Consider the following 22612-nt stretch of genomic DNA (forward strand, 5'->3'; position numbering starts at 1 on the left):
TTCCGCTGCTCACGCGTCAACGCCACCGCTTTCAATTTCCGCGCCGTTTTCGAAATGCGGACGGACCTTGTTGTCAAACATGGAGAGAGCCGAACCGATGGCCATGTGCATATCGAGATACTTGTAGGTGCCGAGGCGCCCGCCGAACAGCACGTCTTTTTCAGCGGCTGCGAGATCGCGGTATTTCAGCAGCTTTTCGCGGTCATCCGGGGTGTTGATCGGATAATACGGCTCATCGCCGCTTTCGGCGAACCGGGAAAATTCGCGCATGATGACGGTTTTCTCCGTCTGGTAGCCGCGCTCCGGGTGGAAATGGCGCGGTTCGATGATCCTGGTGAACGGGACGTCGTCATCGTTGTAATTGACAACGGACGTTCCCTGGAAGTCGCCCATGTCCAGGACTTCCTCTTCGAAATCGATGGTGCGCCAGGACAGATCCCCGGCGACAAAGTCGAAGTAGCGGTCCACGGGTCCTGTGTAGACGACGGGAATCTTGCCGACAACCTTGTTTTTTGAATACTCATGCGACTCGTCAAAGAAGTCCGTGTTCAGGCGTACCTCGATATTCGGGTGCTCGGCCATCTTCTCGATCCACGCCGTGTACCCGTTGGTCGGCAGGCCTTCGTACTTGTCGTTGAAGTATCGGTTGTCGTAGTTGTACCTGACAGGAAGGCGAGAAATGATTTCCGCCGGGAGGTCCTTGGGGTCGGTCTGCCACTGCTTGCCGGTGTAGTGCTTGATGAATGCCTCGTACAGGGGGCGACCGATCAGCTGGATGCCCTTGTCATTGAGATTCTGCGGATCGGTTCCCGCGAGTTCACCCGCTTGCTCCTTGATCAAATCTTGGGCCTGCCCAGGAGTCAGATTGGCCCGGAAGAACTGGTTGATCGTTGCCAGGTTGATGGGGAGGGAATACACCTCACCCTTGTGGACGCCATACACCTTGTGCACGTAGTTGGTGAAGGTCGTGAATCGGTTGACGTACTCCCACACCCGCTCGTTCGAAGTGTGGAAGAGGTGCGCCCCATAGCGGTGAACCTCGATTCCGGTCTTCTCTTCCGTTTCGCTGTAGGCATTGCCACCGATGTGATGCCGGCGGTCAAGGACAACAACCTTCAAGCCCAGCTCAGTGGCGGCCTGTTCTGCGATTGTCAGGCCAAAAAAGCCCGACCCGACGATGACGAGGTCAGCGGTCACAAATACTCCTGGTTCGAATGCGGGCAGCCCAAGGATCTGCACTGGCTGCAGGTCAAGCCTACCCGAGATGGCACGCCCGGTTTTCGGGCCGGTCCCTTCCCGCGCGACTGAGCGCAACGTTTTCCACATAGGCCAACTGCCCTGGAACACCGGTCCGCGCCACAAATATCGTGGAAGAACAGCAGTCGCGCCAACCGGAGGAGCGGATTCAGTGGCATTCCATTGCACCCTGGTCCGCGCCCCAGAGGCGTTGCGGCAAGGCGAACCCATCGAACTGACCATAGCCGCAGGCAACGGCACCCCTGGGGCCGTCGTCGAGGCTGCCGTCGCGGCCGAGTTCGGAACTGGAAAGCTTGCCGTCGAAGGCCTGCCACTCAGCGGTCTCACCGTTGGTTCGGCGCCGCTCATGTCGGGGGCTGTGTTGGTGTGCGGGGCGGATGCGCAAGTCACCCGTGATCGATATCGCAGTCCCGCGGCGTTGTCGTTGCTGGTGCACGCCGGTCCAGCCGCGGGCCTGGTCATACCGCTGGAACGTGGCACTTACAGGATCGGCCGGAACAACGCCGATGTCTGCCTCCCGGATCCTGATGTTTCGCGGGATCACGCCGTCCTGACGATCTCCGAGACAGCGGTCACCATAATCGACAACGGGAGCGCGAACGGAACGTTGGTGGATGGACGCAAAGTCCGCTCCGCCCCTGTCTCAACCGCCTCCCGGATCCGATGTGGCGGCTCTGTCATGTCAATTGTCTTCGGCGACGAAGAATACGGAGCGGAGTCGCTGGGGGCAGCCGGCCAGGGCGTCGCCGAGCCGATCTTGGTCCCTCGGCGCCACGATGCGGGCAGCCGCACGCAACTTCTCCTCATGGCCGGGCTCCCGTTCCTGCTGGGAGTTGGAATGGCTCTGGCCACTGGCATGTGGATGTTCCTCGGATTCACGGCAATTTCTGCGATCGCGGTCCTCGCGCCTGCATTTTCGGGCAGACGCGAGCGCCGCTTTCTGGCTGCCGCGATCGCGGCGGCAGCCGAACAAGACCGGGCCCGACGACGGCGGTGTTCACCGTCCGCCGCTGAGCTCGCCTTCGCCGTCAACTCGGCAGCTTTTCCCTCAAGGGAACACGGGCGAATGCAGCTGGCGCTGCCAAGAACCACCACAACGCAAGGATCCGGCACAGCCCAAGGAGCCAGCGCGGCGCAAGCCTCGGGCACAACCAAACGAACGGCGGGTTGCCGCGATGTGTGGCTCCGGCTTGGCACCTCTCCGCAGAACGCCAGGGTTGCCCTCGATCCTGCGGACCCGGGCTTTCAACCACCGCAGCTGGGCCCCGTTCCGGTAGTTCTGGATCCTTCCATCCAGGCCGTTTCCCTCACGGGACCCGAAGCCAAGGTGCAAGGAATGTTCAGATTTCTGCTCATGCAGCTGGCAGCTTTCCCCGCCGCTAGCAATGCTCCCGTCCTCATACACGGCCCACTATCCCACTTGCCGTCAAGCGCCCGGTTCCTTCCCGGCCTCACCTTGACCACGGACGCCCCTTCAGCCGTGGCTGCCCTTTCCGCGCTCGCGGATAGACCGGGAGCACTGTTTCTGGTGGGGCCCGAACGTGATCCCGCCGTCGACCCACTCCGGCGGCTGGCGATAGAGTCCGGCTGGAGAATCTTCCAAAGCACCGCGAGGGGCGACGAGAGCGGTTCCGTCGAGCTCTGGAACAAACGCGCAATCCTTCGTTCGCCTCATTCGGAAACGGAATTTGACCCTGACCTTGTCCCGCACCCGGTCTTCGACCGCTACTGCCGCTCATTGGCAAGATTGCCCCGCTTGGCGAAGGAAGGGGCGCCGCCCGTCCCCTCTACCTGCCAACTTGCCGAATTGCTTCCCTCTGAGCCCTCAAGCATCGCTGCCCGCTGGAGCGCTTCTTCAGCACGCGGAGGGCTATCAGCGTTTATCGGGCACGGAGCTGACGGGCCCCGTTCGCTGGACCTGGTTTCGGACGGCCCGCATCTCCTCGTTGCCGGAACTACGGGATCCGGAAAGTCTGAGCTTCTGCGCACGATCGTGGCCGCGATCTCGCTAACCCACAGCCCGGACAGGGTCAACTTCCTGTTTGTTGATTTCAAGGGAGGTTCGGGCCTCGGGCCGCTGGCAGATCTTCCGCACTGCGTCGGAATGCTTACGGACCTCAGTGAACACGAGCTTGAACGTACCCTCTCCTCCCTCAGGGCCGAGATTCGGATGCGGGAAGCGAGCCTTGCGAAGGCCGATGTCCCTGATTTGCCCGCGTATTGGGCCAAAGCCGGAGGAACCGGGAGCGGGGGCACTGCGGGTCGGAGAAGCCAGCTCCCGGTACTGCCCCGCCTTGTCCTTGTAATCGACGAATTCAGGATGCTCATTGAAGACGCACCAGAGGCCTTGGCCGAATTGATGCGGATCGCCACCCTGGGCCGTTCCCTGGGAATTCACCTGATCATGGCGACACAACGTCCTCAAGGTGCGCTGAGTGCGGATATCCGGGCCAATGTCACCACCAGCATTGCCCTTCGCGTCCAATCAGAAATGGAATCCCGGGACGTCATCAACTCGCCGGCAGCGGCCTCGATTCCGGTCTCCCTGCCTGGCCGCGCCTATATGGTTCGCGGAGCGGAAGATGCCGAGCCCTTTCAGTCAGCAACCCTCTCGGGCAGCGAAAATGCGCGGGCGAACGCAAAGGCCATTTCGTTGCAGGCAGCGGGGTCGCTCCGCTTCAGCGGTTCGTCTGAAACCGCGTTGGCGGAGGCTCAGGGTGCGATCGCAACGCCGGCAGAAGCCGCCCGCCCCGTTATCGAGGCAATCAACCGGGTTTGGGACATCCGCGGAGGTATGCCGCCCCGGAAACCTGTTGCACATCCACTTCCCGAGTCCATCACGCTTCCGGAATCCCTTGGCATCACAGCAATGATGGGCAAGCACTCTGCAAGCGGAACGCCGGCAGGCCCGACCGCCTACCTTGGCTTGGCAGATTTGCCCTCGCAACAACGAGGTGCCAGCCTGTGCTGGACTCCTATCGTCCACGGGAATCTTGGACTCGTTGGCCCTCCTGGAAGCGGAGTTGAAGACACGTGTCGGGCAGCGGCTGCGCAGCTTGTCGGAGGTGCCGATGAACTCCATCTCTATGTCCTCGACGGTGACGGTTCATTCGCCGACGTGGCCGCCCAGGGACGCGTGGGGGCCGTTGCCTCCCCCCACGACATCAGAAGGGGCGTTCGCATCCTCGAGAGGCTCGCAGCTGAGATGTCGGCGCGGCAATCCGGGGGAACCGCCGCCGGGCAAGTCCCGCTTTTGCTGGTCATTTCGAACTGGGGTTCGTGGGTCTCCGAGTTACGCGCCGGACCGCTGGCCTGGGCCGAAGACGTTGTCCACGCCATCGTCCGCGATGGACAGAAGACAGGACTGGCTGTGCTTGTCACTGGCGACCGCGAACTGACCGCCTCGCGCATGTTCGCGTCAATCCCCAACCGCGCATACTTTCCCGCCGGGACCACAGAAGAAGGGCGGTTGGCGTGGCCCCGTTTTTCGGCCATGAATCCCCTGAAGGGTAGGGCGGTCGTAAGTGGCAACTTGCTCGGGGGTGACACCGCAGTTGCGCAGCTTGTCGAGCCGCCGCCAATAGCGGCTTGGCCGTACTGTGTGCCCCCCGAGCCTGCACGGCGCCCAATCCGGGTGGAGCCCTTGCCGCAATTCATCCGGGCTTCGGATCTCACTGCGGATGGCCGAAGCGGCACTACTCCCCTTTCCCGCGCCCAGGTGCCCGGGTCGGTGCTCCTAGGGGTTGGAGGGGACGAACAAGAACCTGCTTGGATGACACTGCCTCGAGCAGGCGTGCTCCTCGCCCTCGGCACCCCCGGTTCCGGCAAGTCGTCGTTTCTGGCCGCTTTGGCCATGCTCAACCCAGGCCATCAATGGTGGACACCACCCAAAGGGGCCGATCCTGACGCCTTTTGGGCCGAATTCAACCGGAATGCAAGCCGCAGGCTCGTGGGAGCAGAAGTCATCCCCCTTGTGGACGACGTAGAACGCCTCACCAGCGAAACTGCTGTCCTCCTGGCTGAACTTCCTGGTATGGGTTTCTCGGTGGTGGCAACTGCGGGCAGCCCCGCCCTGCTGCAGCTGACGCCCCTTGCTTCCCTGGCCCGAAACCACGGAAGCGGAATTCTCCTGGGCAACGGGCCGCCCACGGCTCGAGATTTCTTCGCTCTGCGGGTCGATGTCGAACCGGCGCCGCCACCGGGTCGTGCAGTCCTCATCGAGAATGGACGAACACGCACTGTCCAGATCGCCGCTCCGGGCGAGGAAGCCGTACCCCGGTGAAAAGAGTCAAAGGGCTGCGCGGGATCCGCCCGTTCGGGAGGCAAAGGCAATGACCCGCTTGTCGAACAAAAACACGATTCCGGCCAAAGCCGGCACCACCATGGCCAGGCCGGCAGGAACCAGTCCTCCGGTCATGGTGGGAAACCCGATCGTCAGGGCGAACAGCTGGGCAACCAACGCGGGTGCCCGGGTCCAACGGTAGCCACGGAACAGGAAGTGCCCCACGGCAAACAACAATGCAGAAAAAGCCAGCAAAAGGCCAAGGGTAAATACGGCTCCCCAGAAGGAGGCCACCGGAGCCCCGGTCACCAGCTCGTATACATACAGGGCCCCCGTGGCCAATAATGCGAGGGCTTCCAGCACAACCACAATGGAAATAACAACGATCCCCACAGGGCGCGGCCCACCGCCGGATGACCGGCCAGTGTTCTCGCTGCCGGTCCGCTGGCTGTCGTCGCCGGGCGCTGCTGGGTCATGGTTAGGGTTCAGAGGGGGTCTTGACACATTGGCACCATACCGGACATAGTCGAATACCTGTGAGCAGACCGGTGGCCAATGTGATGCATCGCTCACGGTTTCAAACGCTAAAACCCCTTGTTTACATGGCGTTAACATGACACGCTTGACTCAGACGACCAAGGGGGCCCAATGGGTCCCCTTTCCTATGAAGCCTCTCGTGAATATTTTCACAAAAGGCTTAACTAGTACTCACGAATGGAGTGACTGATCAGCATGGATTGGCGTAACCGCGCAGCCTGCCTTGACAAGGACCCGGAGCTTTTCTTCCCCGTAGGCAACACCGGCCCTGCGCTTCTCCAGATCGAGGAAGCGAAGAGTGTCTGCCGTCGCTGTCCCGTTGTGGACACATGCCTTCAGTGGGCCCTTGAATCGGGCCAGGACGCTGGCGTCTGGGGCGGCATGAGCGAGGACGAGCGACGCGCACTCAAGCGACGCGCAGCCCGCGCCCGCCGCGCTTCCTAAGCGACTGGACCCGCGAAGATGGCCCGGACCGATAGGTCCGGGCCATCTTCGCATTCCCGACAGCGGTCACCGATAGAGCGCCCCGCCAGCGGCCGGCGTCAGCTCCGCACCAGGTTTAGGACGATCTCGACGGCGGTGCCACCGCCGTCGCGCGGCCGCCACTGGATGCTGCCACCCAACTCGCTCGTGACAAGAGTCCGCACAATCTGAAGGCCAAGACCCTCCGTGTACGACCCCTCGGGCAGTCCGACGCCATCATCGGCGATCGTCACCGTGAGGAGTTCATCGCCGCGCTCCCCCGTGGAACGATCGGCCATCAACCACACAGTTCCGGCCCGTCCTTCAAGGCCGTGTTCCACGGCATTTGTCACGAGCTCATTGATGACCAGCGCAAGGGGCGTGGCGAAGTCGCTCGGCAATTCGCCGAACAGGCCCGCGCGCTCAGTCCGGACGTGCTGCGAAGGGGACGCCACTTCTGCCGAGAGCCGGAACTGGCGTCCAATGAGTTCATCGAAATCAACGCTCTGCGTGAGCCCTTGTGAAAGCGTCTCGTGGACCAACGCAATCGTCGCCACTCGTCGCATTGCCTGTTCCAGGCCTTGTTTCGCCTCGTCGCTGACCATCCGTCGCGACTGCATGCGCAGCAAAGCAGCCACCGTCTGCAGGTTGTTTTTGACGCGGTGGTGGATTTCACGAATTGTCGCGTCCTTGGTCACCAATTCGAGCTCGCGGCGTCGCAGTTCTGACACGTCGCGGCACAGTACCAGGGCACCGAAGCGATGCTTCTCGTCGCGCAATGGAATCGCGCGCAACGACAAGCTGACGCCGCGGGACTCGATCTCGCTGCGCCACGGCATCCGACCGGTAACGACCAGCGGCAGCGTCTCGTCCACCATACGCCGGTCCTTGAGGAGTCCTGCGGTTACTTCCGCGAGGGACCGTCCTTCCAAGGTTTCCACCTCGCCGAGGCGGCGGAATGCGGAGACCCCGTTCGGACTCGCGTACTGCACGATGCCGTCGGCGTCGAGCCTGATCAGGCCATCACCCACGCGGGGAGCGCCCCGGCGCGAACCCGTCGGTGAAGCGAAGTCCGGCCAGAGGCCCAGCGTTCCCATCCGCAGCAGATCGTAGGCGCATTGCCTGTACGTAAGCTCCAGGCGGGAAGGCATCCGTGAACTGGAAAGATCCATATGCGATGTGACGACGGCAAGGGTCCGTCCGTTCCTGACCATGGGCACTGCTTCAACCCGCAGGGCCATCTCGCTGCTCCAGCTCGTTTCGCTGGAGCGTTCGATGGAACGGCTGGACCACGCTTTGTCGACTATCGGTCGCAAATCCGAGCGGATGCCTTCCCCGACGAAGTCCGCATGAAACACCGTATGGCTCGTCGACGGCCTCACGTGAGCAAGCGCGATGTAACCGAATTCAGGATGCGGAAACCACAGGGCCAAGTCCGCGAACGCCAGGTCGGCGACCATCTGCCAGTCGCCGACCAGGAGGTGCAGCCATTCGGCATCTCCAGGCCCGAAATCAGCGTGCTCCCTGATGGGGTCTGTAAAGATTGCCACTGCACCTCCATATAACGCCCAGGCTTGTCCCTAGCGTCGAACGATTGACCTCAAGAGCCTCAATGCTACCGACAGAGAAGCCATGTCGTCGGCCTCCAGCGCGTTGACCTCGTCGAACATGCTCTTCGCGCGGCCCAATTGCTCGGCATTGAGGCCTTCCCAGGCCCGCAAACGGGCCTCGGCGTCGAGGCCGGCGTCGGTCGATTCGAGCACCGACGTCGTCATGTCCGCTACGGTCGAGTAGAGGTCGTCGCGCAGTGCTGCCCGGGCAAGCGCCTGCCAACGGTCATCGCGCGGGAGCGCTGTGATCCGCTCCAGCAACGAATCGACGTGGAATCGATCGAATACCGTGTAGTAAACGTGGCTGACCTCTTCCACGCGGGCGTCGCGGCTGTGCGTGATCTTGGCGATGTCCAAGAGCACGAAGCTCTCGAAGAGCTCGGCCCAGCGATGGGCGAGCGTGTCGGGAAGGCCCCACGAGCGCGCCTTTTCAAGCCACCCTGTAACCCGCTCTTTGTCGCTGCCGCGCAAGTAGTCGAGCACCCTGGCCCGCATCGGATCCATCATCGGCTTGAATTCCGCGACGATCTCCGAGATCGGCTTCGAGGCGTTGCCCTGGCTGAGCAACCAGCGAACGGCGCGGTCAAGAAGCCTTCGGATGTCGAGGTGGACGGTGCTCCAATGTTCCGTGGGGAACGAAGCAGGCAGGGCATTGAGCTCCCGCACCATCGAATCGAGTTCGTAGATCTCACGGAGGGCTACGAACGCCTTCGCGACGGCGACCTCGGTAGCCGAGGTCTCCTCCATGGTGCGGAAGGCGAAGGTGATGCCACCCAGGTTGATCATGTCGTTGGCCACCACAGTCGCGATAATCTCGCGACGCAAGGGATGGGTGTCCAGTTCGGCGTCAAACCGTTCGCGGAGCTGCTTCGGGAAGTAAGAGCGAATCGTCTTACGGAACCAAGGATCGTCAGCCAGATCGCTGTCGCGCAATGCCGAGCCCAATTCGATCTTGGCGTAGGCGGCGAGGACGGACAGTTCCGGGGACGTCAGGCCCTGGCCCTGTTCCAGCCGCTCACGAAGGGTATCGGTGGTCGGCAGCGCTTCAAGGTCCCGTTTGAGGTCGGCGGACTTCTCGAGCCAGTCCATCAGGCGCTCGTAGCTCGGGCTCCACTCGGCGACGCGTGTGCGGTCGTTGAGCAACAGGATGTTCTGGTCGATGTTGTCTTCGAGCACAAGGCGTCCGACCTCGTCGGTCATGTCGGCGAGGAACGATGTGCGCTCAGAAGCATCCAGTTTCCCGGCCGCAACCATCCGGTCCACGAAAATCTTGATGTTGACCTCGTGGTCGGAACAATCCACGCCGGCGGAGTTGTCGATCGCATCGGTGTTGAGGATGACACCCTGCAGTGCAGCCTCGATGCGTCCGCGCTGCGTCATTCCGAGGTTGCCGCCTTCGCCCACGACCTTGACACGGAGCTCCCGTCCGTTCACGCGGATGACGTCGTTCGCCTTGTCTCCCACCTCGGCGTGGGACTCGGTGCTGGCCTTGACGTACGTTCCGATCCCCCCGTTGTAGAGGAGATCGGCCGGAGCCAGGAGTATCGCACGCAGAAGCTCCGGAGGACTCAGCTGAACCGTACCGTCCGGCAGGCCGAGGGCTCTCCGTACCTCCGGCGAGATCGGAATGACCTTGGCCTGGCGGGGGAAGACTCCGCCGCCGGCGCTAATGAGCGAACGGTCGTAGTCATCCCACGAGGAACGGGGAAGGTCGAAGAGACGCTTCCGCTCGTCGAAGGACGAAGCCGCATCCGGCGTCGGGTCCAGGAAGATATGGCGGTGGTCGAAGGCGGCCAGCAGGCGGATGTGCCTGGAGAGCAGCATTCCGTTGCCGAACACGTCGCCGGACATATCGCCGACACCGACCACAGTGAATTCCTCAGTCTGGGTGTCAAGGTCCAGCTCGCTGAAGTGGCGCTTGACCGACTCCCATGCACCGCGCGCCGTAATGGCCATGGCCTTGTGGTCGTATCCTACCGAGCCACCGGAAGCGAATGCGTCCCCCAGCCAGAATCCATACTCGGCGGCCAGGCCGTTCGCGGTGTCCGAGAAAGTTGCCGTGCCCTTGTCCGCGGCCACCACCAGGTACGAATCGTCGTCGTCCTGACGAACAACGTCCGACGGCGGCACAATCTTCTCGCCGTCGGCAGTGGTCACGAGGTTGTCGGTGAGATCGAGCAGGCCGCGGATGAAGGTCTTGTAGCTTTCGATACCTTCCGCCATCCACGCGGCGCGGTCAAGTGCCGGATCCGGAAGTTGCTTCGCGAAGAATCCGCCCTTGGCACCGGTCGGCACAATCACAGCGTTCTTCACCGTCTGCGCCTTGACGAGCCCGAGGATCTCGGTCCGGAAGTCTTCACGGCGGTCCGACCACCGCAAGCCGCCACGAGCCACCTTGCCGAAGCGCAAGTGCACGCCTTCAACGCGTGGCGAGTAGACCCAGATCTCGTACTTTGGCCGCGGGAACGGCAGTCCGTCAATCGTGGTCGGATCGAGCTTGAAACTGACGTACGACTTGCCTTGGAAGTAGTTCGTGCGCAGCGTCGACTCAATGAGATTGACGAAAGTCCGGAGGACCCGGTCGGCGTCGAGCGTGGCCACCTGGTCAATTGCTTCGGCCAGTGTGGCGCGGGCGCCCTCCTGGCGGGCCGGACGCGCGCTGTCAGGCGAAGAAGGATCGAAACGGGCCCCAAAGAGGTCAATCAGTCCGCGGGCAACCTCAGGGTTGGCGAGAAGAGTGTCCGCAATGAACTCGAAGGAGTTGGTGTTCCCCATCTGGCGCATGTACTTCGCATAGGCGCGGAGCATGACAACCTGCCGCCAGTGGATACCTTCCCGGAGCACGAGACGGTCGAAACTGTCGGATTCCACCGCACCGGTCACCGCGGCGCTGAAGGAGTCCGCCAAGAGCTGGCCGGTAGCCACGGGATCGACACCGGCTGGGTACTTCAGGCCAAGGTCATAGAGGAAGAAGTCCCGGTGGTCGGCAGTCTCAATCTCGAAAGGCCGCTCATCGAGAACCTCAAGGCCAAGATTGTGGAAGTAGGGCAGGATCTGGCTCAGGCTCTTGGGCTCCAAAAGGTAGAGCTTGACTCGGGCATCCTCTTCGAGCAGCTCGCCGGCGCCGTTGGGCAGGTAGACATGCACTCCGGGGACCGCCTGGACAGCGACGGCGTCCCGGTCAGTCGTGGCGGCATACTTCTCGAAACGCTCAATGTCCTTGAGGGCGTCCTCGACTTCGTAGTCGACACGGTAGCCGGCGGGAAACGCATCCGCCCACAGGGCTGACAGTCGCTCGGCATCCAGACCGCTGGTGTTCTCACGAAGCACCTCCGCAATTCCTTCGGCCCATGACCGCGAAGCCCGGACAAGCCGCTTTTCGAGTTCACCGGCGTCGACGTCGCGGAGCTCCGCCTCCCGTGGCAGCCGGATACGGAAGAACACCCTTGAGAGTGCGGACTCCGTGATCCGGGCCTCGTAGTCAATGCTCTCGGCTTCGAAAGTTTCGCGGAGTTCCTGCTCGATTCGTTGCCGGACGTTGGTGGTGTAGCGGTCACGGGGCAGGTAGACCAGTGCCGACATGAACCGGCCGTAGATATCCGGGCGCAGGAAAAGCTTCGTGCGGCGCCGTTCCTGCAGACGCTGGATGCCCAAAGCCGTTGCTGCCAGGTCCTCGGTCTCGATCTGGAAGAGTTCATCACGAGGGTAGGTCTCGAGAATACCGACGAGGTCCTTGCCCGAGTGGGAGTCCGGCGGGAAACCGGCCGAGCGGAGCACGGCGTCGACCTTTTCCCGAACGATGGGGATGTTCCTTACGGACCCGGTATACGCGCTCGTGGCGAAGAGGCCGATGAAGCGGCGCTCACCGTTGACGTTGCCAGCGACATCGAAGCTCTTGACACCGATGTAGTCCAGGTACGCGGGGCGGTGCACGGTAGACCGCGAGTTGGCTTTGGTGATCACCAAGGCGCGCTTCTCGCGAGCCTTGCGGCGTCCGGCGTCGGTAAGGTGCTGGATTTGGTGCGGGTGGTCCCCCGCCCTCAAGAGTCCCAAACCGCTCGCTTCGCGCAACTCAAGGACGTCTTCACCGTTCTCGGTGATGAGGTCGTATTCCCTGTAACCCAGGAACGTGAAGTTGCCGTTGTCCAGCCAGCGCAGCAGGTCCTGCGCTTGCCTGAGCTCCGCGATGTCTTCCGGGTGGGCCACCTTGTCGAGGGACGATGCCAGCTCGAGCGCCTTGGTGCGCATTTTGGGCCAGTCTTCGACGGCGGCGCGGACGTCGTTCAGGACCCGGTGGATTCCGTCCACGAGCTCCTTCTGGAAGTCGTCGGCCACTCTGTCAACCTCGACGGCGATCCACGACTCCATGTGGGAGACGTTGTCACCTTGCGAGATCAGATGGGCGATATTCGGCATCGCCGCGGTGTCACCGCTTGAGATGCCGATATTCGACGGCACCCTGGCAATATCGGACAGATCGCCGGTGACGTGATCACGCGAAACCACGAAGAGCGGGTGCATGACAAGCCGGATAGCGCAGTTCTGGCGAACCAGTTCGGCGTTCACCGAGTCCACCAGGAATGGCATGTCGTCCGTGACGATGTACAGGATGCTGCGATCACCCTCGTTGGCAATCCTGACATTGGCGGTGCCCGGCTTGCGGCTCTGCCCCGTTTCCCGGTGTGCCGCCGCCCTCGAGGTCAACTGCTCGGCAGCGTATCCGCGCGCGTCCTCCTCTGCGAGATGCTCATAGTAGTCCCCGAAGAACCCTTCCCGGACTACTGCAGGTTTAGAACGATCCTCCACGCTGGATCCTGACGACATCGACAAACGCCTCCATCACATCTCAAATGCTGCGTCCTTGCAGCCCACATGGCGAGCCTAACGCTTTAGACGACGCCTTGCTCTGGAATAAACGACAGAGGATTTGCCATTTTGCTGGACGGGTGCACAGACCATTTTTGCGATTGCGAGCCGCAATGCAGATTCGGGCGCAGCTTCGAAGAGCACAGCGCCGGACAACAGGGCAGCGTCGCACGCTTCAGGATCGGATGGAAGGAATACCTCGATGCCATGACCGGGGCCGTACCGCTCCCATGCCTCGCGGAGTTCACGTTCGGGTGAGCGGCCAGCCGATGCGGCCCGGACCTTGTTCAATACCACGCGGGGAGCCGCATGCGGGACTGCCCGTTCAAGCTCGGCGAGGCCACGTACGAGTCGCGGAACCCCGACCGCATCGGCCGCGCCGACGGCGTAAACGGTGTCCGCCAGTTCGATGCTGCGGAGGGTTGCCGCATTGCGTCGAGGGGCCATGGTGTCGAAGCTGAGTTCCTCGTCCGCTTCGAGGCAGAAACCTGCATCGACCACGACGACGTCGGCGATCGCCTTGGCGAGTTCAAGTACCGACGAAAGCGCGGCGGCCCGGAGCTCCGGCCACCGGTCCGCGCGGGTAATGCCGGTAAGAACCCGGAAACTCGTGGCCTTGGCGAAGACCGGCGCGGCGATCCGCTTGAGGGAGTCAGCATCCAGCAATCCCTGGTCCGCCAGTCGACAAGATTGCGCCAGTCCGGCGGATTCGTCCAGCAAACCAAGCGATGCTGCGACACTGGCCCCGTAGCTGTCTGCATCGAGAAGGATCACTGATTTGCCTTCAGCCGCCAGTTCCGCGGCAACGTTGACAGCCACAAGAGTCCTGCCCGGTGCCCCGGTGGGCCCCCAGACTGCGATGATCCGGCCGGCGCCTGCCAGCATGCGCTCCGGTTCATCCGCCGCGCCGGTGGGACGGAGTTCTGCGCCGGTGTCCGCAAACCCGGAATCCCGATGTTCCGCGCGTCGCCTTCCCTGCCCGGGCAGCTGGCCTACGGCATCGGAAATCCTGGAAGCCAGCGTTGCCGAATCTACATCCAGCGACGCGGTCACGACGCCGATGCTCCGCAGACGGCCCGATTCCTCCGGGTCATCGCTCAGTGCAACAACGGAGACTCCGACAGCCGCCAGCCGGTCGACCAGCGACGCCGTCAATTCCTCAGCGCCTTCGGCGATGACCGCCGCGCGCGCGAGACCGCTTTGGCAAGCGGCCAGAAGTTCTGCGAGTTCACCGCACCGACGCACCACCGTCACCGGCCCGTGGAGCCGCTCGAGTCCCCCGACCAGATCCTCACGGGACTGCCCGACTGTGACAACCGGGATACTCACTTGCCGGCACCGCCCGGATTCCAAACCACGGCAATCTTCGCTTTGTTCGCCTGCGCTCCAAGAAGTTTCGGCATCTGCTCATCGGTCACCAGGACCAGAACCACTTTCTCCTTGGACGCTCCGAGGGTGGAGGCGCCCTCCGTGACCTGGGCGATCTCGGCACCCGGCAACAATAACTGCGGCGTGCCGAAACCGTTCCGGGCGTCGGCGTGTGCTACCCAGACGTCAACGCGGGATCCTGCCACAGCCTGCGAAGGCAGTGATTCCTGGATCGCGATCGCCACCGGTTTGCGGTCCAGGGAGTCGGCGGCCCCCAGGCTCTCCTGCGGGATGAGTTGGTTCTTGGCAATTCTCTGAACGGCGACTTTACCTTCGGGCAGACCGTCAGCCAGAGTCAGGTAACTGGACTCAACGTCGTCGAGCCGGACTTTGACGATCGCAAGATCGTCCTTGCTGACCTTCTGGCCCACGGCAATCGACTCGCGCGCCGCATAGACCTGAGTGGTACGGTCCGCGGTTCCAACGAGGGCGATGACTCCAGCCAGCGATGCCAAGACCAGGAGAATCCCCACCAATAGTCGCGGATCCCTCCATGACGGTTTCTTGAGCCGCGCTGCAGCGGCCGCGGTAGTTACACCCATCCTTGCTCCCCCGTTTGCATAGTTTGTCCGCGTCGACGTTCGGTGGCCTTTATTCTGACTGGAAGGGCGTTCCTTCCGAAAGCTAAATGCCCCAAATTACGTCAACCTGTGGATAACCCCGGCAACTGGGTCGAACAGTGGCAAAATGGATGCATGCCCCGATTCCTCACCCTCGCTGATGTCGCCGAACAGCTTCAGATCAACTCGCCGCAGGCATACGCGCTCGTGCGAAGCGGAGAGCTCAAGGCGATCCAAGTGGGTGGCAGGGGCCAGTGGCGCGTCGAAGAGAAGATGCTCGAGCAGTACATCGAGGAACGCTACGCCGAGGCGAGCAGGATCATCCAAGAGGCCAAATCCAAGTCCTCCTGATCTTTGCCACCGCCCCAGGCTGCGCCGGCGGGGAGGTTGGCCGGGCTAGAAGTCCTGGCCCCGCAATGAGCGCAGCGCGGCAAGGGCCTGGAACGGAATTGTCGCCACAGACACGACGTTTCGCGACCGGCGGACTTCGCCCGGCAACACGACGGCGAGATCAAAGTGATCCTTGCCCACGCGATCAATGACGCCCCGCATGGTCCGCTCCGCCCGCGCCGACTCAAGCAGATGAACCGCCAGCTCTGCCCTGTCGCGGGCCAGCATTCGGAGAGCACTGGCCAAACCAAGCCGCTGCGACGCCTTCGATTGACCTGGCCGCACTTGCCGTCCTAGGCCCTCATACGCCAATGCAGCCGTGACAGGCACCAACCACTGGTGGCGACCTTCGTCGAGGACCAACGATTCGCTGCCGACATGGCTAAGCGTCCCGGACACCTGCGTACCGGACCGGAGCGTCACATCGATCTTCTGGCCGATTGCTCCACGTAGCCTGTCGGAGACCTCGATTCCGGCCAGCTCCACCCGGGCTCGCTCTGAAATTTCGGATTCAAGTCCCAGCAATCGTTCAGAGGCCAGTTGTGCCTCCATGTCTTCAAACAGAGCATCCCAACGCATTGCGTCAGCGTAAGCGGGCACCCCTCAATGGTCAATCTTTCGTCATCGACGCCAGACCGCTAGACAAATCCCACTCTTTGTGGTCAAAATAAATAAATCTCTATCAAACAGCATCAAATGACATCAAATGGCATCAATTGGGTAAGGGGAACCCATGGAACAGACGAACAAACCCGTTCGGAACGATGTCGCGATGGCGGCGACCATCCTTGTGCTCGCTCTTTTGCTCGCTGTCGCTGGACTGATCTTGGTCGACCGATGGCACTCCGCAGCAGGACGACTCCAGGAACCCACGTTCGAAGACCTCCTGGGAGTCATCGCAACTGCCGCCGGTCTGGCGATCGGAGCCTGGTGGATCGCGACGTTCCTCTTGGCAATGGCGGCCGCGCTTCTCCGGCAAGCGGGAAAGGATCGCTGCGCGAGTGCCACCGCCAAACTCAGCCCTGCCTTCATGGTCAGACTGGCTGGTGCAATTCTGGGCCTGAGTCTCGTGGGAATCCCCTTAGCGAATGCGTCTCCGGCACAGTCTGAACCAGCGTGGAGCCCGGCAAACGGCTCAACGCCTTCCGGCGGCATCTCTGCCCAATGGACACCCTCCTCCAGTCCTTCTCCCCACCTCCCAGTCGTGCCCTCGCTTGAGTCCAGTTCTTCGGAGATCGACCCCCATTGGCAACCCCGCGCACCTGTCGCCGAGCCGGGGCTTCTGGGTCCCGGGCCGCAGCGCGCCGCGGAACAGCCGGCGTCGCCAAATCAAGGCGAAGTGGTGGTGAAGCGGGGAGATTCACTGTGGTCGATTGCTACCCGGCAGCTGGGGCCTATGGCCAGCGACGTGGACGTCGCCCTCCACTGGCCGAAGTGGTACGCCGCAAACAGGCACGTGATCGGAAACGACCCGGGTTTCCTTGTCCCGGGTCAGATCCTGCAACCACCGCCCAACTAGCACTCGGGCTGCCACCATCCGAACTACCATCACCCGCCGTCAACCAGCGATTCGTCACCGAGGAAGCACATGAGCGCATCACCAGCCGTCCACAGCCTGCCCAATGCAATCGTCCAGGCGACTTCGTCGATTGCCTCCCGTTCAATCGTGGCGTCACCCCCGGCCAAATCCCGAACGGACGGGCCATCCGGAAGGGGGCCCTCTTCTGCCCGCAAAGCGGCCCAGATCCGCAGCCTCGACGGCGAAATCCGCGCACTGGCCCGCAGCATCGCCCAAGCCGCGGTCGAAGTCCTTGCCGGTACCCGGCCGGTGCAACAGCTCTCACGGACCCTGGACCCCGGATGCCTCGGCGCGCTGCAACACCGGGCAGCACTGACGCGAGCCCATGCTGCCAACTCCCAAAGCGGGCAACCCCGCGTTCACCGAAGTCCGATGGTCCGCTCCGTGCGTGTCTGCGCTGTAAACGACGGAGTGTACGAGGCCAGCTTGGTTGTCTCGGAAGAACTCCGCTCCCGAGCAGTAGCCATGAGGCTGGAAGAGAGCAACGGCGCTTGGAAAGTCACGGCCCTCGAAATCGGCTGACGGGGCCCAAAAGCAGCAAAACGGAAAGGGACCAGAACGGGTGTTCTGGTCCCTCTCCGTTTTTGCTGCAGGCATCCGTTCGTTGGACACGTCCGGCGGTTGCGGCGTCAGCTACATGCGTCAGGCAATCGAGATGTCAGCGGCGCTTCTTCTTGTTGGATCCGCGCTGCCTGTCATCGGCGGCAGCCTTGGCGGGGTTGCCTGAGCGACCCGAGGCCCTACCCTCAACGCGGGTCTGGCTCGCTCCGTCTTCACCCGGCGCCGTGTACTGCAGCTGAACAGGCTTTTCCGGGGCTTCGAGCCCGGCCGCGCGGATCTGTGGATCGTGGTGTTCCACGTGACCGCCTTCAGGGCTGCCGTCCACCACCACCACGTCTTCGGCGGGCGTTACTTCCACTTCCAGGTTGAAGAGGAAGCCAACGCTCTCCTCGCGGATGGCCTCCATCATGCTCTGGAACATGGTGAATCCTTCACGCTGGTACTCGACCAGCGGATCCCTTTGGGCCATGGCGCGCAGGCCAATGCCTTCCTTGAGGTAGTCCATCTCATAGAGATGTTCCTGCCACTTGCGTCCGAGGACCGAGAGGACAACCCTCCGTTCAAGCTCGCGCATGTTCTCGGCGCCAATGGCTTCTTCCCGCTCTTTGTATACGAGTTGCGCGTCCGAAAGGATCTCGTTTTTGAGGAACTCAACGGACACTCGGGCCTTGCCGCCGGCTTCGTCAATGATGTCCTGGGCCGTGACGGTTACCGGGTACAGCGTCTTCAGGTTGGTCCACAGTTGGTGGAAGTCCCAATCATCGCCGGTTCCCTCCGCCGTCGCTGCGTCGATCAGGGCGTTGATGGTGTCTTCGAGGAAGAACTGGACCTTTTCGTGCAGATCGTCGCCTTCAAGGATCCTGCGGCGGTCGCCATAGATGGCTTCACGCTGGCGGTTCAGGACGTCGTCGTATTTGAGGACGTTCTTGCGCTGCTCGGCGTTCCGCCCTTCGACCTGGCCCTGTGCCGAAGCGATCGCACGGGACACAAGCTTGGATTCGAGGGCAATGTCGTCCGGTACGGAGCTGTTCATCAGGCGCTCGGCGGCGCCGGAATTGAAGAGCCTCATGAGGTCATCGGTCAGCGAGAGGTAGAAGCGGGACTCGCCCGGGTCACCCTGGCGGCCCGAGCGGCCACGGAGCTGGTTGTCGATTCGACGGGATTCGTGGCGTTCCGTGCCCAGTACATACAGCCCGCCAAGTTCAAGCACTTCCTCATGCTCGTCCTTGACTGCCTGCTTGGCTGCTTCGAGCGCTTCCGGCCACGCGGCCTCGTACTCCTCCGAGTTTTCTTCAGGATCCAGGCCCCGCTTCGCCAGCTCGGCGATGGCCGTGAACTCGGCGTTTCCGCCCAGCATGATGTCAGTACCGCGGCCGGCCATGTTGGTAGCGACCGTGACAGCGCCCTTGCGTCCCGCTTGCGCGACAATGGCGGCCTCCCGTGCGTGGTTCTTCGCGTTCAGAACCTCGTGCCGGATGCCTTCCTTCGCAAGCAGCTTGGCAAGGTATTCACTCTTTTCCACGCTGGTGGTGCCGACGAGCACGGGTTGCCCTTTTTCGTGCCGTTCCGCGATGTCTTTCACGACGGCTTCGAACTTCACGATTTCGTTCTTGTACACAAGGTCCGACTGGTCGATGCGCTGCATGTCCCGGTTGGTGGGAATGGGCACCACCCCCAGCTTGTAGGTGCTCATGAACTCAGCTGCTTCAGTTTCGGCGGTACCGGTCATGCCCGAGAGCTTGGAGTACATGCGGAAGTAGTTCTGCAGGGTCACTGTGGCGAGAGTCTGGTTCTCAGCCTTGATCTCGACGTTTTCCTTGGCCTCGATCGCCTGGTGCATGCCTTCGTTGTAACGCCGTCCGGCAAGGATACGGCCGGTGTGTTCGTCGACAATGAGGACCTCGCCATCCAGGATGACGTAGTCCTTGTCCCGCTTGAAGAGCTCTTTGGCCTTGATGGCGTTGTTCAGGAAACCGATGAGCGGGGTGTTGGCGGATTCGTAGAGGTTCTGGATGCCGAGGTAGTCCTCGACCTTCTCGATACCGGCTTCGAGAACACCGACAGTGCGCTTCTTTTCGTCGACCTCGTAGTCGATTTCAGTCTGGAGACGCTGCACAACCTTGGCGAACTCGCTGTACCAGCGGTTGGTGTCGCCCTGGGCCGGACCGGAAATAATGAGCGGGGTACGGGCTTCGTCGATGAGGATGGAGTCCACTTCGTCGACAATCGCGTAGTTGTGGCCGCGCTGCACGAGCTCAGATTTGTCCCACGCCATGTTGTCGCGCAAGTAATCGAAGCCGAATTCGTTGTTGGTGCCATAGGTGATGTCCGCCGCGTACATCTGGCGGCGCACTTCGGGATCCTGGTTGGACAGGATGCAACCGCTGCTCAGGCCAAGGAAGCGATACACACGGCCCATGAGCTCGGACTGGTATTCGGCGAGGTAGTCGTTGACTGTAACGACATGCACGCCCTTGCCGGTCAGGGCATTGAGGAAGGCCGGAGCGGTGGCCACCAGGGTCTTTCCTTCACCGGTCTTCATTTCGGCGATATTGCCGAGGTGAAGAGCGGCCCCACCCATGAGCTGCACATCGAAGTGGCGCATCCCGAGGGTGCGGGAGGAAGCTTCACGCACGGCTGCGAACGCCTCCGGCAAAAGATCGTCCAGCTTCTCGCCGTCCTCGTGACGGGCACGCAGCCTGTCCGTCTCCTCGCGCAATTCGGCGTCGGAGAAGGTCTTGAAGGAGTCTTCGAGGGCGTTGATGGAATCGGCATAGGTCCGCAGTTGCCTCAGGGTTTTTTTGTCACCCGTGCGGAGAAGTTTTTCGATAAGTGATGCCACGTAAAGTTGCTCCCAGTCTCAAGCTGCCGAATTCTGGCGGTTTCAGTCTACGGGAGAGACCAACGCCCCGCGGCCCCGTTTCCCTGAGAGCGGAGCGCAGTCGCCCGCAGGCCGCTGCCGGAGACCCCTGGACCTCAGCCGCGGGCCACTGCCGAGGCAAGCGCTGACGAGAGATCGCCCATAGGTGACACGACGACGTCGTCGAGCCCCAGCCACTCAGCCATAAGCCGCAGCTCAGCAGAAAGTTCGACGGCGGTGTCCGCCGGGGCGTCCGGCTCCGCGTGGGCGGCACGCACCAGAAGCTGTTTGGCCGAGCGGTCGGCCTTGAGATCCACGCGCGCGACCACAGCGTCCCGGAGGAGGAAAGGCAGCACGTAGTAGCCGAACTTGCGTTTCTCCGCGGGCGTGTAGATTTCGATCCGGTAATGGAAGCCGAACAACTCTTCGAGCCTTCTACGCTCAAAGACCAGTGAATCAAACGGGCTGAGCAGCGCGCGGCCCGTGGCGGACCGGGGAAGCCGGGCGTCCACATGCCGGTACAAAGCCCGGTCCCATCCGCGCACCATGACCGGCTCCAGGCGCCCGGCGGCAACAAGCCTGTCGATCGATGCCGCAGCGGCCTTCACTGGAGTCCGGAAGTAATCGGCGAAGCAACGGATTGTTCCGATGCCATGGGCCTGGGCTGCGGCGTCGATTAGCCTGTCCATGGCCGCCGTCGGCAGATCGGAGGCACCGTCCGGGAGCGCACCTCGGCGAGCGACGACGGCAGCCAGTCCCGGCGGCAGAACCCGCGATGTCAGCGTGTACAGGCGCTCGAATTGCTCTGTCCTCGACGCGGCCGTCACGAGCCCTTCTTCAAACAAATGCTCCAAAACCCTTTTGACCAGGTTCCAATTCCAGCCCCAGTTATCGTGCTGCCGGTCTTCCTGGTGCCCCAGATGCGCGGTCAATTGAGCGGCAGTCATGGGGCGCCCGGTGGCGAGCGCGCCAAGGATCCGGTTGGCCATGTCCTCCCGGATTCCGCTTTCCAAGTGGGCCGCGCCTACCCATGCACGGTTTTGCCACAGCAACAGATCCTGGAAGTGTTCCGGGCGGATGAAGCTCGCCTCGTGCGCCCAGTACTCCATCATGCGCCGCGGGCTTCTCCCGGCCATCGCATGAAGGATGGTTCGGTCGTAGTTGCCGAGCCTTGAGAAGAATGGAAGGTAATGACTGCGTGAGAGGACATTGACGGAGTCGATCTGCACCACGTGGAGGCGGGCAAAGGTACGGCCCACCGTCCGTGAAGTCACGGGGCCGGTGGGCCGTTCCTTGTCCAGTCCTTGGGCTGCCAATGCAATCCGCCGTGCCTGCAACAGGCTCAGCGAAGCGGCCATGCCAGTCCTTTCATGGGAAATACGAATGCGGCCTAGGCTGTGGCTGCCTGGTCATTCGAACGGTAAGCGTGGATCTTTTCCTCCACGGGTTCGTCTCCTGGTTCGCATGTGGAGTCGAGAGTGATTACTCCATATGTCCAGCCACGGCGGCGGTAGACGACCGACGGCGTGTTGGTTTCCTTGTCCACGAACAGGTAGAAATTGTGGCCCACCAATTCCATGTTGTCCACCGCGTCATCAAGGGTGAGCGAAGCGGCGGGGAAAACCTTGCGACGAATCAGGACCGGGGAATCACCGGCCGGAATGTCGTTGTCGACGTCGTAGGGCGAGGTCTCCACCGGTGGCGTCGTTGGCTCCTGGTGGTTGCTGGCCTCTACGTAAATGGGTTCGCTCGCGCTGGCCGGCTCAAGCGTCGCAGTAGCCTCACGAACGGCTTTGGGGGTGTGGCGGCCGTGGTGGACCTTCTTGCGGTCCTTGGCCCTGCGGAGTCTCTCCAGCAGCTTGCTATAGGCGAGATCAAAGGCGGCAAACTTGTCAGCGGCGCTCGCTTCGGCCCGGATCACAGGGCCCCGGCCCAGAACTGTCACTTCCACCGTGAGCTGGCCCGGTGTCTGGCGCGGGTTGGTTTCCTTTGAAACCTTTGCGTCAACCCTCTGGACCTTATCCCCAAGCGATTCAATCTTTGATATCTTCTCGCCGGCATACTCGCGGAAGCGATCCGAAACGGTCAGATTACGGCCGCTGATCATGAACTCCATGGTGCCCTCCAAACAACTCAGGTGACACGATAACGGCGCTTCTCGGGGCTGGTCTGACGGACAGTCGAGCCCCTTTCCGAGCCGCTATCGACAGGTACATCTGT

General features: G+C 62.3%; 15 protein-coding genes. 5 read left to right on the forward strand and 10 right to left on the reverse strand.

Annotated elements, in window-relative coordinates; translation table 11 throughout:
• Positions 1–9: 9 nt before the first annotated feature.
• Positions 10–1197 carry a UDP-galactopyranose mutase gene (glf, locus tag LFT47_RS14650; protein WP_236811886.1) on the reverse strand — a complete coding sequence of 396 codons (1188 nt, stop codon included), beginning with the start codon at positions 1195–1197 and terminating at the stop codon, positions 10–12.
• A gap of 211 nt (positions 1198–1408) precedes the next feature.
• Between glf and LFT47_RS14655 the strand changes: the two genes are divergently transcribed.
• Positions 1409–5539 (forward strand): FtsK/SpoIIIE domain-containing protein, encoded by a 4131-nt coding sequence (locus LFT47_RS14655; RefSeq protein ID WP_236811887.1) that lies wholly within the window; start codon positions 1409–1411, stop codon positions 5537–5539.
• A gap of 6 nt (positions 5540–5545) precedes the next feature.
• Here the strand turns inward: LFT47_RS14655 and LFT47_RS14660 are convergent, their stop codons facing one another.
• Positions 5546–5932, reverse strand: a complete 387-nt coding sequence (locus tag LFT47_RS14660; protein WP_236818605.1) for a hypothetical protein — start codon at positions 5930–5932, stop codon at positions 5546–5548.
• A 339-nt stretch (positions 5933–6271) separates the two neighbouring features.
• On the opposite strand from LFT47_RS14660, the gene LFT47_RS14665 reads away from it, so the two are divergent.
• Complete coding sequence (locus LFT47_RS14665; RefSeq protein ID WP_003804966.1) at positions 6272–6520, forward strand: WhiB family transcriptional regulator; 249 nt, start codon at positions 6272–6274, stop codon at positions 6518–6520.
• Between the two features lie 98 nt (positions 6521–6618).
• On the opposite strand, the gene LFT47_RS14670 is transcribed toward LFT47_RS14665, so the two are convergent.
• From LFT47_RS14670 to LFT47_RS14685, 4 genes are read right to left on the reverse strand one after another with little or no spacing between them, the layout of a single operon-like run.
• The gene (locus tag LFT47_RS14670) at positions 6619–8088 is read right to left on the reverse strand and encodes a sensor histidine kinase (RefSeq protein WP_236811889.1); all 1470 of its coding nucleotides are present in this window, start codon (positions 8086–8088) and stop codon (positions 6619–6621) included.
• Positions 8089–8118: 30 nt separating this feature from the next.
• Entirely contained in the window at positions 8119–12972 is a 4854-nt protein-coding gene (locus LFT47_RS14675; protein ID WP_236811891.1) for an NAD-glutamate dehydrogenase, read from the reverse strand.
• 57 nt (positions 12973–13029) lie between these two features.
• Positions 13030–14343, reverse strand: coding sequence for an AAA family ATPase (locus LFT47_RS14680; RefSeq protein ID WP_236811893.1), 1314 nt, complete (start codon positions 14341–14343; stop codon positions 13030–13032).
• Positions 14340–14984 carry an SAF domain-containing protein gene (locus LFT47_RS14685; RefSeq protein WP_236811895.1) on the reverse strand — a complete coding sequence of 215 codons (645 nt, stop codon included), beginning with the start codon at positions 14982–14984 and terminating at the stop codon, positions 14340–14342. Before LFT47_RS14685 ends, LFT47_RS14680 begins: the two co-directional genes overlap by 4 nt.
• 153 nt (positions 14985–15137) lie before the next feature.
• On the opposite strand from LFT47_RS14685, the gene LFT47_RS14690 reads away from it, so the two are divergent.
• Positions 15138–15353, forward strand: coding sequence for a helix-turn-helix domain-containing protein (locus LFT47_RS14690; RefSeq protein ID WP_059387549.1), 216 nt, complete (start codon positions 15138–15140; stop codon positions 15351–15353).
• A gap of 45 nt (positions 15354–15398) precedes the next feature.
• On the opposite strand, the gene LFT47_RS14695 is transcribed toward LFT47_RS14690, so the two are convergent.
• Positions 15399–15971: a hypothetical protein gene (locus LFT47_RS14695; protein ID WP_236811898.1), complete on the reverse strand. Its 573-nt coding sequence runs from the start codon at positions 15969–15971 to the stop codon at positions 15399–15401.
• 154 nt (positions 15972–16125) lie between these two features.
• Here LFT47_RS14695 and LFT47_RS14700 point away from each other — a divergent pair, with 154 nt between their 5' ends.
• Positions 16126–16911, forward strand: coding sequence for a LysM peptidoglycan-binding domain-containing protein (locus tag LFT47_RS14700; protein ID WP_236811900.1), 786 nt, complete (start codon positions 16126–16128; stop codon positions 16909–16911).
• A gap of 69 nt (positions 16912–16980) precedes the next feature.
• Complete coding sequence (locus LFT47_RS14705; protein ID WP_236811901.1) at positions 16981–17493, forward strand: Rv3235 family protein; 513 nt, start codon at positions 16981–16983, stop codon at positions 17491–17493.
• A gap of 136 nt (positions 17494–17629) precedes the next feature.
• Here LFT47_RS14705 and secA read toward each other — a convergent pair whose 3' ends face one another.
• The 3 genes from secA to hpf form a co-directional block, all read right to left on the reverse strand.
• The gene (secA, locus tag LFT47_RS14710) at positions 17630–20374 is read right to left on the reverse strand and encodes a preprotein translocase subunit SecA (protein WP_236811903.1); all 2745 of its coding nucleotides are present in this window, start codon (positions 20372–20374) and stop codon (positions 17630–17632) included.
• Positions 20375–20508: 134 nt separating this feature from the next.
• Positions 20509–21750 carry a winged helix-turn-helix domain-containing protein gene (locus tag LFT47_RS14715; protein ID WP_236811904.1) on the reverse strand — a complete coding sequence of 414 codons (1242 nt, stop codon included), beginning with the start codon at positions 21748–21750 and terminating at the stop codon, positions 20509–20511.
• 32 nt (positions 21751–21782) lie between these two features.
• Positions 21783–22508 (reverse strand): ribosome hibernation-promoting factor, HPF/YfiA family, encoded by a 726-nt coding sequence (gene hpf, locus LFT47_RS14720; RefSeq protein ID WP_234748144.1) that lies wholly within the window; start codon positions 22506–22508, stop codon positions 21783–21785.
• Positions 22509–22612 lie beyond the last annotated feature (104 nt).

The sequence above is a fragment of the Arthrobacter sp. FW306-2-2C-D06B genome, from assembly GCF_021789175.1.
Taxonomy (GTDB): Bacteria; Actinomycetota; Actinomycetes; order Actinomycetales; family Micrococcaceae; genus Arthrobacter.